Source organism: Prevotella mikamonis, from assembly GCF_055381405.1.
In genome coordinates this window covers 1,334,888-1,350,025 of record NZ_AP035785.1, presented here as the reverse complement: position 1 = coordinate 1,350,025, position 15,138 = coordinate 1,334,888, and the positions used below count along the sequence as shown (strand labels likewise).

The following is a 15,138-nucleotide window of genomic DNA, read 5'->3' as shown; positions in this document are numbered from 1 at the left end:
TATATAGGTGTGTACCTACATGTTAGTTGATTCGTACCTTCTTACCGTCAATGATATAGAATCCTTGGGGAAGTTGGTCGACGTCCATATCCAGTTTTTCACCTTTCAATGTATAGATGCCTTTATCCAGTCCTTCTGCAGGTCTGAAGATTTGTGGAGACTCTATACCTGTGGTAATCTGTTGCATCCACTCGTTCTTCTTGCCTAAACGGCGCTCTAGCTGAGCTAGATAGAGCGATTTAGGATTGACTGCTGTCCCATAGCTTTCATTGCATTTCATTTGGCTTTCGGCAAAGTTGATGAGGTGTCCGTGGAATCCAACGACCATTGGAGGCATCACTTTAACCCATACATTACCAGAGTTCCACCAGTTATAGGTGCCGAATGGTACTGTCTGGGTGGGTTTTGATTTGAAGTTCCAAATCAGCAAGTCGTCCAGATGGTTGGGGAGCTGGTTTCTGTCTCCACCCATTCTTCTGGGCATAAATCCACCTGTGCATACGTCGATGAGGGTAGCGCGAGGCTGTGTAGCGTGGCTTTCAAAGCATGCGTCCAGTCCCCAGTCGCAATTCCAGATAACGCATCCGATGCTGTGCTTGGATACGCCACAGGCATGATATTGGCCCAAGCCGTCGTAGCGTGTCTTGTAATCTTGCTCTACATAGTAGCCGTCAGAGTGGTCGTACACGTTTCCGATGAATGCACGTGTGCTGTTTGCAGCGCGTACGGCGGAGTGTCCACGGTTGCCGGATATTTCAATTTCGTATGCACTTGTATTGGCACAATGCTCGAATGTGAGTGCTTCGCTGATGCTCTGGAAGCCGACCCGGCGTACCCAAGAGTCGGTCAGACGCATGAGTAGGAGAGGCTTGTAAGCACCGTCATCCTCCCAAGTACGATGATGGACGAAATCGTTGCAGGCGTGTCCTACAAAAGTCAGGTCTTCTATACCCACTTCTTCATAGTGTGGATATTCTTGTAGTCGCCATCCCCAAGACTCTTTTACCTCGTGCATAATGGGTTCTTTGAAGGTGACAACGTTACCTTTAACAGATTCAACGACATGATATTCGTCCACTTGCACACCATTGTTGATAAGGTCGGTCATCGTATGTTCAATGGTGCAGTTTTGTAATTCTTCAGTAATGACATCGTCTCTATAGTTCTGTACTTTGAGCCATACCCATTGGCCAGGTTTTACCTGACTGGCATCTTGAATAGTAATAGAATGTGAACCTTTCTTAGAATCGGCGGTAATAAGGCCATATACCTTTAAATCGGTTTCTTTTTTACCATTATGTTTAATCTGCAACATAATGGGGGAACTATACAATGCTTTAGTCTTTGGCAGATTGGGAGTCTTCATCTCTAGGAAGGTTTTGTCTTTACCGTCACCTTGGATAACAAAGTGTCCCATGTTTACAACAATAGGCTCTGACTGTTGCATACCAGCTTTCATGATATTATCATCGTCATCATGGAGAATATAATTTCCTTCAGGGAAGTAGATGATGGCTTTGGCTTTGGCTTTCTTGCCAATTTTGGTAATGAGATCCTTGAATGCTTGACGATCGGACTTGCCATCATTGGGGATTAACCCATATTTAGTAACATTATATTCAGTATATCCAGAGGCTTTGAGTTCTGCAATTGTAGGGGGAACTTTCTCTCCATGTTTATATCCAGCATAGGAGTAGTCCAGAATAGCACTGTTTGTAGGGTCTGCATTGAATTCCGTCCAATAGTGGTTGTCACCCTGTGCATAGGCTATAAGCGACATACCTAGTCCGATGAAGATAGATAATTTGTGTTTCAATGAATGGTGATACATATTAAATAGATTATAAGTTTATACTCATGTTATTTTTTTGTAGCTTCTACTTTTCGACTTAAAGCCTCCAAGAAGTAGTAATCGGCATAGTTGAGAGGAACGTCGATTTCGTTGTTATGGGGAATACTACCTACAGAGTGCATCAGTAGGAAACAGCCGTTCTCTCCCAAAGCAGAGCGATATGCCGGTTTAGACATGTTTTTCAACATCTTGTCAGCAATCTTCATGTAGCCCTTGTTTGGTGCATATTGTTCCAGTTCGTAGAGTGCTGAGGCTATACAGGCTGCGGCAGAAACATCCCGCGGTTCGTTAGGAATCTCAGGGGCATTATAATCCCAGTAAGGTATGAGGTCTTTCGGCATGTGCTTATCGTGCAACACAAAGTCGAGTACACGTTCTGCCAAGTCAAGATAACGTTTGTTTTTTGTGTAGCGATAGCATACGGTGAAGCCGTAAATGGCCCATGCCTGTCCACGCGACCATGCTGATTCGTCGGCATATCCCTGTGCTGTGACGCGTCGGCGCACCTTGCCAGTGTTGTCGTCATAGTCGACAACATGGTAGCAGCTGGCATTCTTGCGGAAGTGATTCTTCAATGTTGTGTTGGCATGTGCTACTGCTACATTCCAGAAAGTAGAGTCGCCCGACAGCTTGGTAGCCTCGAACAGTAGCTCCAGATTCATCATATTGTCGATGATAACGGGGCATTTCCAGCCACGTTGGGCTTGCCATCCGCGGTCTACATTCCATGATTGGATGATTCCTGCCTTGGGTCTGAATCTGGTACAAAGCGATTTTGCCGTCTGTACAATGACGTCTTTATATTCTTGATGTCCTCCGAGACGATAGCCATTGAGATAGCTGGAGCCAATCATGAAGCCCACATCATGATGCCATGTCAAGTATTTAATGGAGTCGAGAATCAATGTATATTGCTCTGCATGTTTCTTCCAGCTCTCTTTATTGGTCAGATTATACAGATACCACATGCTGCCTGCCGGGAATCCGGAACACCAATCATCGGTAGGAATATACACGACTTGCTGTTTGGAATAATTGTATGTCTTTGGTAGAGCGAGAGGTTTAACCTTTGAAATGTTGTCTACCATCAGTCCATATTGTTTGTCGGCAAACTGGATATTTTTTTTTATCCACGTGCTGTTTGCTCCCTCTGCAAAAGCCGAGAGCGAGAAAAAAACTGTCAGTCCAAGTGATAGTAATTTTTGCATGGTTGATTAACTATTTATTGTTTGATGAATTCTAAATCATAGCTTGTACCATCTTGCGTTTCTATCAGAATCGTAGTGGTGTCTTGTTGTATCGTTGTCTTGACGTTGGGCAACAGATTTTGAAGTTTCCATTTGCCTTTTATATTCAGCGTTACGGGAACTGTCTGGCTCTTGTTTCCTGTCCACGAGCGTGAATAAATACTGCGTTCTACCCATTTCCCCTGTTCGTCGTAGCGCTCGTCGCTTTGGCCACGGTATAAAGCGAGGTCGGGCTGGGCGATAGTAAGCGTCAGGCGAGAGGCTGTCGGTACATAGGCCATCAGCAGACAGGCGGTATCTACACGGCGAACCAAATCTCCAGGAAGTGGGGTAGTGGTTGCTTTCCAAATAACGTATGAATCTGTGTGATTCGCTTTCGAGCGGATAATATGTGCAATGCTATCTTGTTTGAGCACCTCATAAGTGGGGGCTTTGGCAAAAGTTTCTAGCTGCTTCTGCGTTGTGTTAGGCAATATTGCATATTGATATTTTGCATTTTGCGGTGCTTTTCCGTGTTCTATAACAAGCGACACCCAGTCTCCTTTGCTCTCTTCATCGGTGTCCTCGGTGCGTGATAGCTGTGGGAAGTTCTTTCGTAAGATAGCACCATTGGGACAATAATATCCTGTTGATAAAGCGTCAAGACACACATTGCCTGATAGCGAGGTCCGATTCCAATAATCATGTTGTGCAGATGAGCTTACTGCTTGCTGCAAAATGGTGGTTTCGGTGGGATACTCTGCAACCTTGTTTTTAATGTCTGAACCCAGGCAGACAATCGTCCCATCTATGAAGTGGAAGGACTTGTGCGCCCAAAGCGAGCCGTTATATTTCTCGTTCTCATGCAGAATCATTCCAAAATTTCCATTTCGACCTAGCTGTGACAATCCTCCGGCAAAGCTTTGGTCTGAGAGTAACATCTCTTCCAGACCTGAGAATGTATCTACATTATATATTCGGGCTTTCAGTAAATGGAATGGTAAGACGGTTGCTGTCGTTCCTGGAATATGCGACCAGTCAAATCCTGCTTGTTGCCATCCGCTTGTTAGTGGTGTCACATCGCCTTCTTGACTTGTCAGGAGTTGCAGACTTCCATGAGCCAAATAGCGTCCATAGAGATTTTCTTTGTTGTAATGCTCGGCTGCCCAAAGGTATCTGGAATGGCCTACGGCTACTGCCGACCATTCTCCTCTGCGATGAATGGAAGCACAGGCGTATGGCATTGCCAGATTACCCTGTGGAGCTTGTTCCGCCTTCAAGCCTTGTGCTTGCAGCGTCTTCCATATCTGCTTCTCTAGATATGATTTTTTTGGCAGAGCCAATCTTAGATAGGCAGCAGCCATTGTTGTGTCAATCTCACTGCCGTTTTCCGGGCATCCAGTCATAGCCATGAGTGCATAGTGCAGTGGAATCAGTTCTCCCAATCCGTCAGGATGCCGTCCCGACATCGCCAAGGGGAAGTGTCGTTTGTTGCAATACATCCGCATGGCCAACAGGGCTTTGCGAATTGTTCGATGTGCTTCTACTCCTATTCTGAATGATGTCTGTCTTAATACGTAGGCCATTTGGGTGATTCCAGTCAGTCCGCCGATGGCGTATGCAGGGTAATGATGACAGTGATGATAGGCACTTCCGTCTATTTTCAAGGCGTCTTTCAGTCCGTCGGCCGGTCGACAGCCGTTGTCTATCCATCGGCTGAACGCCTGTAATCGTCCCACTTTCTCCTGCCCATCTTCCATTAACAATATGCTTGCCATGCAACCGATAGCTTCCGTGTTGAACGTATCCATATCAGCACCATTTTCTGTAGGCACGTCATAAAGCGAATTTGTCTGGGCATACCACAGCAAAGTCTGCTCAGCTTCATGCGAACGGCCACTCTCTCTGAGTACCTCTCTCATGAGGTAATAAGCCGGGAACATCTGGCGCAAGCTGTATCCGTAGTGGTGTATGTTTCCCCAACAGCTTCCATATACGACACCTTGATCGGTAATATGGTCGTACAGGTTCAAGAACATATCCTTCAGTTCGCCTTTGTCTGTTGCCGAAGTGGCATGGTGGTAAGCCGTTGCCACCTGATTCATCAGCTTGAAATAGTTACCCATTTCTACACCGGCTTTGATAAATAGATTTTTGTCCCATTGAGGGAGCAGGCGTTCATAGGCTTCGGCATGTCTTACAAAGAAGACAGGTGTGCCTGTCACATAGCCGTTTTTCCGTTCAATGTGATATTTCTGATATTGCTTTCGCATATTCTCCATAGTTTTGGGAGTTAGTTTTCCGGGACTATAGATAATATCCATGAAACGCTTTTCCATCATCTTAATGTCACTCACATGAGAAGGTGTGAGGGCAGGGAATGGAGTTTGGGGCTTCTTGAGCGAATTATTGTATATCTGCAACCAGTGGTTTCTGGTCTCTTTATTGACAAATGGTACTTGTATATCGGCTGTTTGTTGGCGGGCGTCAACCTTTGTAGCCAATATCATGTGGTCGAAATATAGATTGCCGGCAGCCTTCGGTGCTTCCACGCGCAATTGGTTCATACCCACTTGGGGTGTTCCTTCCATGTCGCGCTCATAGCATACCCATACGCCACGCCATCCCTTGTAATTGATATTCATGGGGAAAGAACAGCACGGCTTGCCATTTTTGAGGAAAGAAAAACGAATCTGTGCATCCAGTGGTTTCTCATTATACACCCACACGATAAATGCGGAAAGGTAGGTGTCTTTACCTGTCGCATCCTTAGGCTCAAATTCTATATCTTTGGATAGTGTGAGAATGCCGTTGGCTTTAAAATTCCAGTGTATGGAATTTGCCCCATGCTTGAAGTGCTTGGATGAAATGTCAATCTTCGATTTCGAGGTCTGAATATCGTTGAGGGCTTTCGTGTCTTCGAATGACAATAGCTGTCTCAACTCCATAGGCTGTGCTGTAGCCGGTATGGAACTGATAACAAGTGCCCACAAGATAATTAGACTGCGAATCATTGTCTGACGATGTTTAGGTACGAATACTCAATCGCGAGTGATTGTCAATACTCGTATTTCGTTACGTAAAGATTAATGGTTAACGCAAATTTAAATCTAAATTCACGCGTATCAAAATATATCTGTGACGAAAAAGTACAAAAAGAGTCAGAATTAATACAAGTGCCTAATTATCAGTGTCTTCTGTTCTGTACTTTGATGGCATGATGTGGTAGAAGTCTTTGAAACATTTACAGAAATAGCGGGCAGAAGAAAAGCCATTCTTGTCGCTTACTTCTGCTATCGTGAGGTCGGGTTTTGCTTTCAACATACTGGCGGCTTTTTTCAATCGGTAACTCTGGATGAAGCTCATCGGCGTATCAGATGTGAGGCTCTTCCACTTGTTGAATAGTGCTGTTCTTGACATACCTATCTCGCGTGCAAACTTGTCTACGTTGAAGTTCGGGTCGGCATAGTTCTCTTCTATCAGCTTGAGCGCACGTTCCAGCAGCTTCTTGTCTATCTCGTTGGTGGCCAGCATATCGGGTTGTTGTTCTGCCGATTTGGAGAAACGCTGCTGCAACATCCTACGGTTATTGATCAGATTGTTGCATCGTGCCAGCAGAATACTGGCCACGAAGGGCTTGGTGATATAGTCGTCGGCACCTATCTTCAGGCTTTCTACTTGGTTGTCTACGGATGTACGGGCTGTTAGAAGCACCACGGGAATATGGCATATCTCCGGATTACGCTTGATAGAGCGACATAATTCCGTGCCAAGCATCTTCGGCATCACCAGGTCTGTCAATACAATATCGGGCAACGCCTCTTTGACAGCTGCCAGTCCTTGTTCGCCATCTTGTGCTGTCAGCACTTTGTAGTATGGGCGAAACAGGTCTTGAAGCATGGTGAGAAGTGTCTCGTTGTCTTCCACGATAAGGATGGTGGCAGTTTCTTCTTTCCGCTCTTCTGTCTTTTCTTCTTCCGTGTCGGGCATCAGCACAGTGTCCACAGGGAGCGTTTGTACCATGAGCTGTTGCTGTCCGGTAATCTCTCCTTTTGGAATCTTGATGATAAAAGATGTTCCATTGGTGGCGTTGCTCGTCACATGTATCTCACCCTGATGTAATTCCACGATGCCTTTTACCAGTGCCAAGCCGATACCGGTGCCTAGTTCGCGCGATGATAATTCCAGCTGTTCCACCTGATAGAAGCGGTCGAAGATTTTTTCTATTTGCTCTGCTGGGATAGGATTGCCGGGATTATTTACCAATAAAGTGAAAGTCCTCTCGTCGGCCGACAGTACGATAGACACATCTCCACCCTGTGGAGTATGCTTGATGGCATTAGCCAGAAGGTTGTTGATGACCTTTTTCATTTGCAGCAAGTCGAGTTTGGCAATGATATGTTCTGCGTCGCATTGCAGTTTCACCTCTATCCCTTTGGCCACTCCGTATTCGCGGTAGATGAGGAAGGTCTCATATACCAGCGAAGTCAGGTCCAGTTCTATGGGATGTATCACCATCTTGCCTTGCTCTTGCTTTCTGAAGTCGAGCAGTTCGGATATGAAGTCTCTCAGTTGCATACTGCTCTTGTGTATGCTGAGTAGCTTCGAGTACACCCGTGGATTGAATGTATCCATCCCCAGCATACTTTCCGATAGTCCTATAATGACTGTCAACGGATTTCGGATTTCGTGCGAGATGTTTGTAAAGAATCGCAGTTTCGACTGATTCATCTCTTCGATGTCCGACGCCCGTTTGCGTTCGTATTTCAACGAGGCATACAGATTGACGCGCTCCAGATAGTTGCTGGTGAAATACCATATGATGAAACCGAGTATGAACGGGTAAGCCAGATAGGCCCACCACGTTTTATACCACGGCGGCAGAATGCGAATCTCCAGTTTGGTAGCTTGTATTTCCGGTCTCGACGACTTGCAGATGAGGGTATATGTACCTGGATTCAAGTTGGTGAAGCTCACTACCGACTGTCCCTCGTGCAGTTCGTTCCATGTCTTGGAGTAGCCCTCCAGCTGATAGACCAGCCGTGCACGGTTATCTTCTATATGATTGGAATTGGCTATCTCTATAGCAAACATCTTCACGTTGTTCTTCAGTACCAGCTTAGATGTGTATTCCAATGCTTGTTCCAGTAGTCCTGTTTCGTCTTGTGGATTCACTTCTTTACCGTTGACGAAGAGTTTGCCAAACTGTATATTGTATTTCTTTGAGATATTGTGTAGCTGTTTCTCGTTGAAAAACAGCATGCCGTTGACACCGCCTAGGAACACTTGTCCGTCTTTACTCATGTAGAGTGCCCGCTCGTTGACGGCCGACAATGGGAAACCGTTGTTCCTGCCGAAGTTCTGAAAATGTTTTTCCTTGAGGTTGAATTCGGAGTAGCCTTGATTGGTGATGACCAGCATTTTATTGTCAGATACCGACGATTCGCAGATAGAATAGACGCAGTCGCTCGCCAGTCCATTCTTATTGGCATCGTAGTTTTCAAAGCTGTTGGTCTGTGGTATATATCTGTCTATGCCCGTACCCGATGTGCATATCCATATATTTCCTCGGCGGTCAGTATAAATCTTGTTGATGTTGTTACTGCTTAGCGAATGGCGGTTGTGTTCGTTGTGCCGATACCAGTATAGCTTCTGTCTCTTCATGTCGTAGCAGAACACGCCGTCTCGCTCTGTTCCTATCCAGAGTTGCTGCTTCCTGTCTATCGTTATACAGGGAATAACCGATATGTATTTGCTGAATTTGTTTCGCCTTAATAGCTGTTGGCATTTACCTGTTTCCGGGGTAAATAGGCAGACTCCGTTTTGAGTGGCCAATATCAGTTTGCTGCCATAGGGTACAATGTCTCTCACAATGTTCGAGGGGAGCGAATGGGGGTCGCCGTCCCGTCGGCTGTAGTTGGTTATCTTGCCCGATTTCAAGTCCATTCTGTTGAGGCCTCCCAAGTGAGTTCCTATCCACAGACATTGTCTTTTCTTGTCGTAGTATATGGACTTGAGGTTGTTGTGCGTGATGATGTTAGGAGTAGAGGGGAGCGAGAACCATTTGATTTGTCCCGTGTTTCTGTCATACATGTTCAGTCCGCCCCCTTCTGTACAAATCCACAGATGTTTCTGATCGTCTTCCGTCATGCTTCCAACGATGGGACTGCTTAGTCCCTCGGCAGGGCTTTTACCCTGTCTGAAATAATTGTATATTTCAAATTCCGGATTGAAATAGTTCACTCCGCCGAAGTAAGTTCCCATCCAGAGTGTGCCCTGTGAATCCTTGGCAATGCTCCAGATAGAGGCATTGCTCAGGCTTCCGGCTTTACCGTCGGCACTGTAGAGTTGGAATGCACCGCTCTGTTTATCCAGTCGTTGCAATCCTCTGAAAGTTCCAAGCCATATATAGCCAAGATTGTCTTGGCAGAATGTACGTACGAAATTGCTCTGTAAGCCGATATGGTCTTCGGCCCTGACATTTCGAACTCGTCCGTCGACACTCATTCTATACATTCCGTCGGCCCAGCTCCCTATCCATGTTTCATTCTCTCTGTCGGTATAGATGTCGGTGATGCTGCCTCTTGGAATGATATGTTCCATCGTCCCGGCTTTCGTTCTGCGGTACACTCCGTTGTTGTTAGTACCGATAAGCATGTTCCCTCTGCCGTCAAATCCGATACTACTGATGGTCGTATGGCTGGGAAGTACGGTAAATACCGTATGTTGAAGCTCATGGTCGTAGGCATAGACGGTATTCTCTACGCCCACATACAACTGTTTGTTGAATCTGATGGCACCAATGGGGGCATGGGTAATAGTCTTGAACTTTCGGGTAGCAATATCCATCATAGCCAGTCCCTCGGTGCATTGCAGATATAGTCTTTTATGTCCGTCGGATATAACCCTGCTGACAGTATTGCAGAAGAGCGAATGGGGTTCTCCCTTTTTCTTGCGATATACCGTGATGGTATTGCCATCATAGTAGTTCAGTCCCTCGCGCGTAGCAATCCATATCATCCCCAGCGAGTCTACACATACACTGTTCACAGAGACTTGCGACAACCCATCTTCAGGCATCAGATGCTTGAAAGTGATGTTCTGGGCCAGCAGTGATGTGGTCTGTAGGATGATAGATAGAAAGAGCAGTGAGAGTCTTTTCATGTAGGGATAGTTCGTGATTATCGGATGGTTAGTTTGAGCGGACTCTTCAATCCCGCCATATATTCCTCTGACCTGAGTTGCCATTCGGCTTGTGTACGGACATCGTAGTTGCTCCATGCACTGCCGAAGTAGTAGGTATAGCGTGCATTATTCTGTAATTTCCTCACGATACCGACCACATGCCCTTCGTAGCCTTTGTCGTTATTGGTCTTCGGCAGATACGTTGTCTGGGCGCTTTGGGGGAACAAAACCCCTGTATATATCTGGAAGTTATGTTTTTCCGGTGCATCGGTAGGGTCTACATATAATATATAGTCTTTGCCCAGTGTCATGTCTTTCTTGTCGGTAGAGTGTACCACGATACCGGCTGCCATATCCATCGGCTTTTGCAGGCCGTCGTACCATACGGTTGTCTTGTTGTAGTTCGAGCCTTTATCCAGACTGATGATGCGGTGTTCGGTCACTTGGTCGTTGTCGCCTATCTTCTTGGTGTCATACGTGAGTGCCAGTGTGAAACGCAAAGGACCGTTGTCGAGTATCTCATACTCCTTGAAACAGTAGGGAAAGACCAGCTCGCCCTGGCTCATGAGTGCCGGTGTGCCACATCCCAATGTTGGCCCGACATTATAGCAGTCCATGCCATTTCCCTGGTCTAGGTGGAATGTTGTCGCCATTCTGATGGCCTCTGCCTGCTCCTTTTTTCCTGCCTTGATGAGCTTCTTCTGTCGGGTTGTGCCGTCCAGTGCTGTCGTGTAGCGGTCTTTGACCACCAGTTCTGGCGTATTCTTGGTCCATACATCAATGCCAAAGGCACGCTCTCCCGTTCTTTGTAATGCCGGACCATATACGCGATAGATACCCCTGTCGTTTTCCCATGTGATATCGTCAACTCTTTCAGGGTATATTTTACCATACACCCATGCTTTCATGGGTTGGGGAATGCCTTTCTCTACAGTGAATGTAGCCTTGCCGTGGGGCAGTATTTCCACATCAAAAAGCAGTTTCCGATCATGCGTCAGTTGGTATGTTATCTGTTGTCCGAAAGCATTTTTTACGACGACCGATTCGTATGGACCTACAGGGATGCGCTTCAATATACTGTCGTAAGGCACTTCCACGACTTCTTGTCGCTGCATAGGTAATTCGTTGGTGACGGTTAAGGTCACTTGTTGTGCATGTCCGGCGAGAGGCAGCAGGTAAAAGAGAGACAGTATGCTGCTGATTTTAAGTTTCTTCATGATATGTCGTATTTACTATTTTGTGTAAGTTAGTTGTCTCAAAGTGGATATGAGTTGTATTCAGAACCAGTGTCTTTGTCGTATATCGTGGCTTCACAGATTGTTAATCACTGCTATTCGACGACGTAACTGTAGCTCTGTCTACCTTGCAGGGAGATGATACTACCTCAGGATTTCTCCACTTTTGGTTTTACAAAAATACGTAAAACTCTCTTTTTACAAGCCATTTTGTATTTGTTTAACAATGTTGACGAGTAAACAAGTTGTAGAGACAAGAGGTTTTTGAGTTGATGAGTTGATGAGTTGTAGGGGCGAATTGCAGGATAAGTAGTTGATGAGTTTTTAAGTTTGTGAGTTGTAGGGACGAATCACGTATACTTATGAATAGTATCGGCGTTGCAAAATAGCCCGAAGGGCTGCTCATTCATAGTCGTGAAGCGAAGTGGAAACCTATGGAAAAAGGGAAGGGGGGATACAGCCCGAAGGGCTACCCATTCATAGCCGTGGGCCTTTAGGCCTACGGAGAAAGGCGCATAAAAATAATTGAGTCTGAAAGACTCCCCATATATAAATAGGTGTAGGGCAGTCTTGCCAGACTGGATAGATAGCAAACGACAACCGGAGACAATCTTGCTCTCGCTCGACTGTCCCCGGCTATGAATGGGTAGCCCTTCGGGCTGTCAATCAACTTTTTGACAAATTCGTACTGATTCGCTTAGAGCGATTCACCACCATCCCAGTTTTCCACAGGACCGGTAGGATCCAGATAGTGGTCTTTGTTTTGATTAGGAGAAGTTCCTCCTACTTCTGCCTCACGGCTCGTACGCATCAGGTATCCCTCGTGTTTTATTTCGATGATGTTGAATTCAGGGCTAGTATATGTTTTTTTATTCATGACGAATCCTCCTTTATTAGTGTACCATGATTTTCTTACCATTCACTACGTAAACGCCTGCTGGCAATCCATTGAGGTCTTCAGACCCTTGGCGAACCAACTGGCCATTGAGGTTGTACACATTCACCAGGCGTGTTGCCCCGTTGCCTACCTCGATGGCAACTTCATCTATACCAGTGGTGGGGTCTTCGTCTTCAAGGCCGAAATATGAGATGCTTCTTGCACCAGCACTGGCATCAGTAGAGAAAGAGTCGTCGATACCGTCGGTACCTACTCTTTGATTCTCTTTAAATATCTGGACAGTGGCTGTATATGGATTCCATTTACCTGTGGTACCAATCTGATAGAAGAACTTATGCTTGTCGCCACTCTTACCTAAGAAGTAGCTGAATTTCGGCATGTTGATGGGTTGGCCTTTACCGTCATTTACGTTTTTATCTACATTTGTTAGATAGCAACCGATAAAGCGATAGTTGTATACGTTCTTCTGTTCTTCAGCGGTCTGGATACCCTTTTTCGTCGCATGTACGATGGTGGGTTCCGGATATCCAGGCTCTCTATGATAGCCTTCGAAGGTGTATGTCTCCCCCGTATTCAATGCCTTGGTTGGGAAAATCATATACGAGATATGGTCCTGTATCACCATTGCATCATCGCCAGAGGCTTTCTGGTATTGGTCGTCCTTGAACTTCAGGGTAATTCGATTCTTGTCATAATCTCTCACCACTTCGTTCAGTTTACATACTTCTGTATTCTCACCAAATACCTCGCGCACTTGGGCTTTGGTCATTTTGAAAGGTACACAGATGGTCCACCATTGGTCGGGGGTTATCTTGGAGAACTTCCATTTCTCCGTGTCAGTATTAGGTGCGTTGATGTCGGATACGGCAATGGAGAATTTGTGGAGTCCCATGTAATTCTTGTCGTACGTAGTAGTTCCATTCCAAAGCGTTCCAGCTACAGCATTGTCGTAGGTATGGTTGTATGAGTATTGGCCGGGCCATATCTTCATATCCCCGTAATACAAGTCTTTGAAAGCAGCATACTTGTTGTCCCCTCTTTTCTCTACTTTGTATTCGCGTGTGATGTCGATATACTTGGCACGTTCGTCATTGGTCAGGTCTGAACGAAGATGGAGTACAGCCATAGTGTTGGCAGCATAGGTATAGTTGCGACGTTCGGCATAGCCGTTATTTGTATCGCCGAATTTGTTTTCAAGGTCAGCACTATAATTAGTGTCTACCATACCGCCATTGCCCTTATAACTACCATCGTCAAAAGCACTTTGACCAACGATTGGAGCTGTCTTCCCAAGGAAATATACATCCAGTAAGATAGTCCTTTCAAATACCTTGTCTCCCAATTTCTCAAAACCCTCCGGGAAGCTGATTGTTTTCAAATTAGGGCATTGTTGGAAAGCCTCATCGCCAATAGACTTCAATGAATTTGGCAACGTAATGGCGTTGATGGCAGTATAGTCGAATGCGTTACGACCAATAGATACCAATCCTTCTGGTAGGTCTATGGTGGCCAACTTTTCTTCGTGTGAGAAAGCATAGTCTCCTATAGAAGTGTAGCCTTTAGGAATGGTTACACTTTTGAGATTGTCTCTTGTAAAACAAAACCCAAAATAATGGGGTAGGATACCATCAGTAGCTACAGGGAGAACTACTGACGTTGCATTGATGTGGGTATAGTTGTTTGGTAGAAAATCATGCTCGTTAACACTGTAAGTCCCACTCCCTTCAACTTTGATGGAAGAGATAGTAGCACGGCCCATATCCAATGTAGGAATGGTCCAAGTATTGGATGTCTGATTTTTGCTGACCAATGTCTTGATATCCGTGCTGTTGATATTGCCGGTAATCACGAGGTGGGTTGCAGCCTTAATAAGTGCTTGTTTCGCAGAAACCTCTGACGAATACTCATAATTACCGTTGGATAATTGTCCAATCTGCCCAGCATTGCCTTCTACAGCGATAGTAACAATGCCGTTGGCGCTTGTTACTTTAACGGTAGCCTGCACACTCACAGCCATGAGTATGGCTATGATTATAAATAATAGCTTTTTCATCCTTATTTAAATTAATCTTTTTATCTTCTCTAATTGAAAGTAGAATTGATGTAGTTTATATCCTTTTATCTTCGATAGAATGAATCTGTCTGTACTAAGAATATCCAGTTTCTTTTTATTCTAACTTTACATATATATGGCAACAAAAGTATCTCAAAATTCTAAAATAGAACAGAAAAGCGTATGTAAAGAACAAAAAGTTGTGTTTGTTTAACGTCCCCCCCCCCCCCGTTAACAGGCGTTAACAAAAGTTCGTGGGTTGATGGGTTGTTTAGTTTGTAGAGTTGTAGGGGCGAATTGCATTCGCCCAATAGGTGAGGATGTTACGTTATGTGATAAAGACGGTGTAGAGACGGAGTGTACTCCGTCTCATAGGCAATGCTGGTTATCAGGGGAAGAAACTGAGGAGGCGGTGTACACACCATCTCTACATGTCCAATGCTATGGACGATATAAGTATGGTAGCACAATTGTAGGGACACGGCATGCCGCGTCCCTACGATACCATTTATATATGATTGTAGGAACGAATAGCATTCGCCCGATAGGTGGGAACATTGCGTCAGGTGATAAGCATGGATAGAGTAGAGACGGAGTGTACTCCGTCTCATAGGCAATGCTGGTTATCAGGGGAGGAAACTGCGGAGACGGTGTACACACCATCTCTACATCTCCAAGGTTATGGTCAG

Annotated in this window: 8 protein-coding genes; all 8 read right to left on the bottom strand. The window is 45.4% G+C overall.

The window, feature by feature from the left end:
• Positions 1 to 22: 22 nt before the first annotated feature.
• The 8 genes from ACZ42L_RS05780 to ACZ42L_RS05745 all read right to left on the bottom strand — a co-directional run bounded on the left by ACZ42L_RS05780 (position 23) and on the right by ACZ42L_RS05745 (position 15,060).
• The gene (locus ACZ42L_RS05780) at positions 23 to 1,816 is read right to left on the bottom strand and encodes a DUF4955 domain-containing protein (protein ID WP_464716898.1); all 1,794 of its coding nucleotides are present in this window, start codon (positions 1,814 to 1,816) and stop codon (positions 23 to 25) included.
• Positions 1,817 to 1,860: 44 nt separating this feature from the next.
• Positions 1,861 to 3,060 (bottom strand): glycoside hydrolase family 88 protein, encoded by a 1,200-nt coding sequence (locus ACZ42L_RS05775; RefSeq protein WP_464716897.1) that lies wholly within the window; start codon positions 3,058 to 3,060, stop codon positions 1,861 to 1,863.
• A 14-nt stretch (positions 3,061 to 3,074) separates the two neighbouring features.
• On the bottom strand, positions 3,075 to 6,092 hold the full coding sequence (locus tag ACZ42L_RS05770) for a chondroitinase family polysaccharide lyase (protein WP_464716896.1): 3,018 nt from the start codon (positions 6,090 to 6,092) through the stop codon (positions 3,075 to 3,077).
• A 166-nt stretch (positions 6,093 to 6,258) separates the two neighbouring features.
• Positions 6,259 to 10,242 (bottom strand): hybrid sensor histidine kinase/response regulator, encoded by a 3,984-nt coding sequence (locus ACZ42L_RS05765; protein WP_464716895.1) that lies wholly within the window; start codon positions 10,240 to 10,242, stop codon positions 6,259 to 6,261.
• A gap of 17 nt (positions 10,243 to 10,259) precedes the next feature.
• Positions 10,260 to 11,480: a DUF4861 domain-containing protein gene (locus ACZ42L_RS05760; protein WP_464716894.1), complete on the bottom strand. Its 1,221-nt coding sequence runs from the start codon at positions 11,478 to 11,480 to the stop codon at positions 10,260 to 10,262.
• A gap of 715 nt (positions 11,481 to 12,195) precedes the next feature.
• A complete protein-coding gene (locus ACZ42L_RS05755; RefSeq protein WP_464701413.1) occupies positions 12,196 to 12,375 on the bottom strand; it encodes a hypothetical protein in 180 nt (59 codons plus the stop codon).
• A 16-nt stretch (positions 12,376 to 12,391) separates the two neighbouring features.
• Positions 12,392 to 14,449 carry a leucine-rich repeat domain-containing protein gene (locus tag ACZ42L_RS05750; protein WP_464716893.1) on the bottom strand — a complete coding sequence of 686 codons (2,058 nt, stop codon included), beginning with the start codon at positions 14,447 to 14,449 and terminating at the stop codon, positions 12,392 to 12,394.
• A 323-nt stretch (positions 14,450 to 14,772) separates the two neighbouring features.
• Complete coding sequence (locus tag ACZ42L_RS05745) at positions 14,773 to 15,060, bottom strand: hypothetical protein (protein ID WP_464716892.1); 288 nt, start codon at positions 15,058 to 15,060, stop codon at positions 14,773 to 14,775.
• Positions 15,061 to 15,138 lie beyond the last annotated feature (78 nt).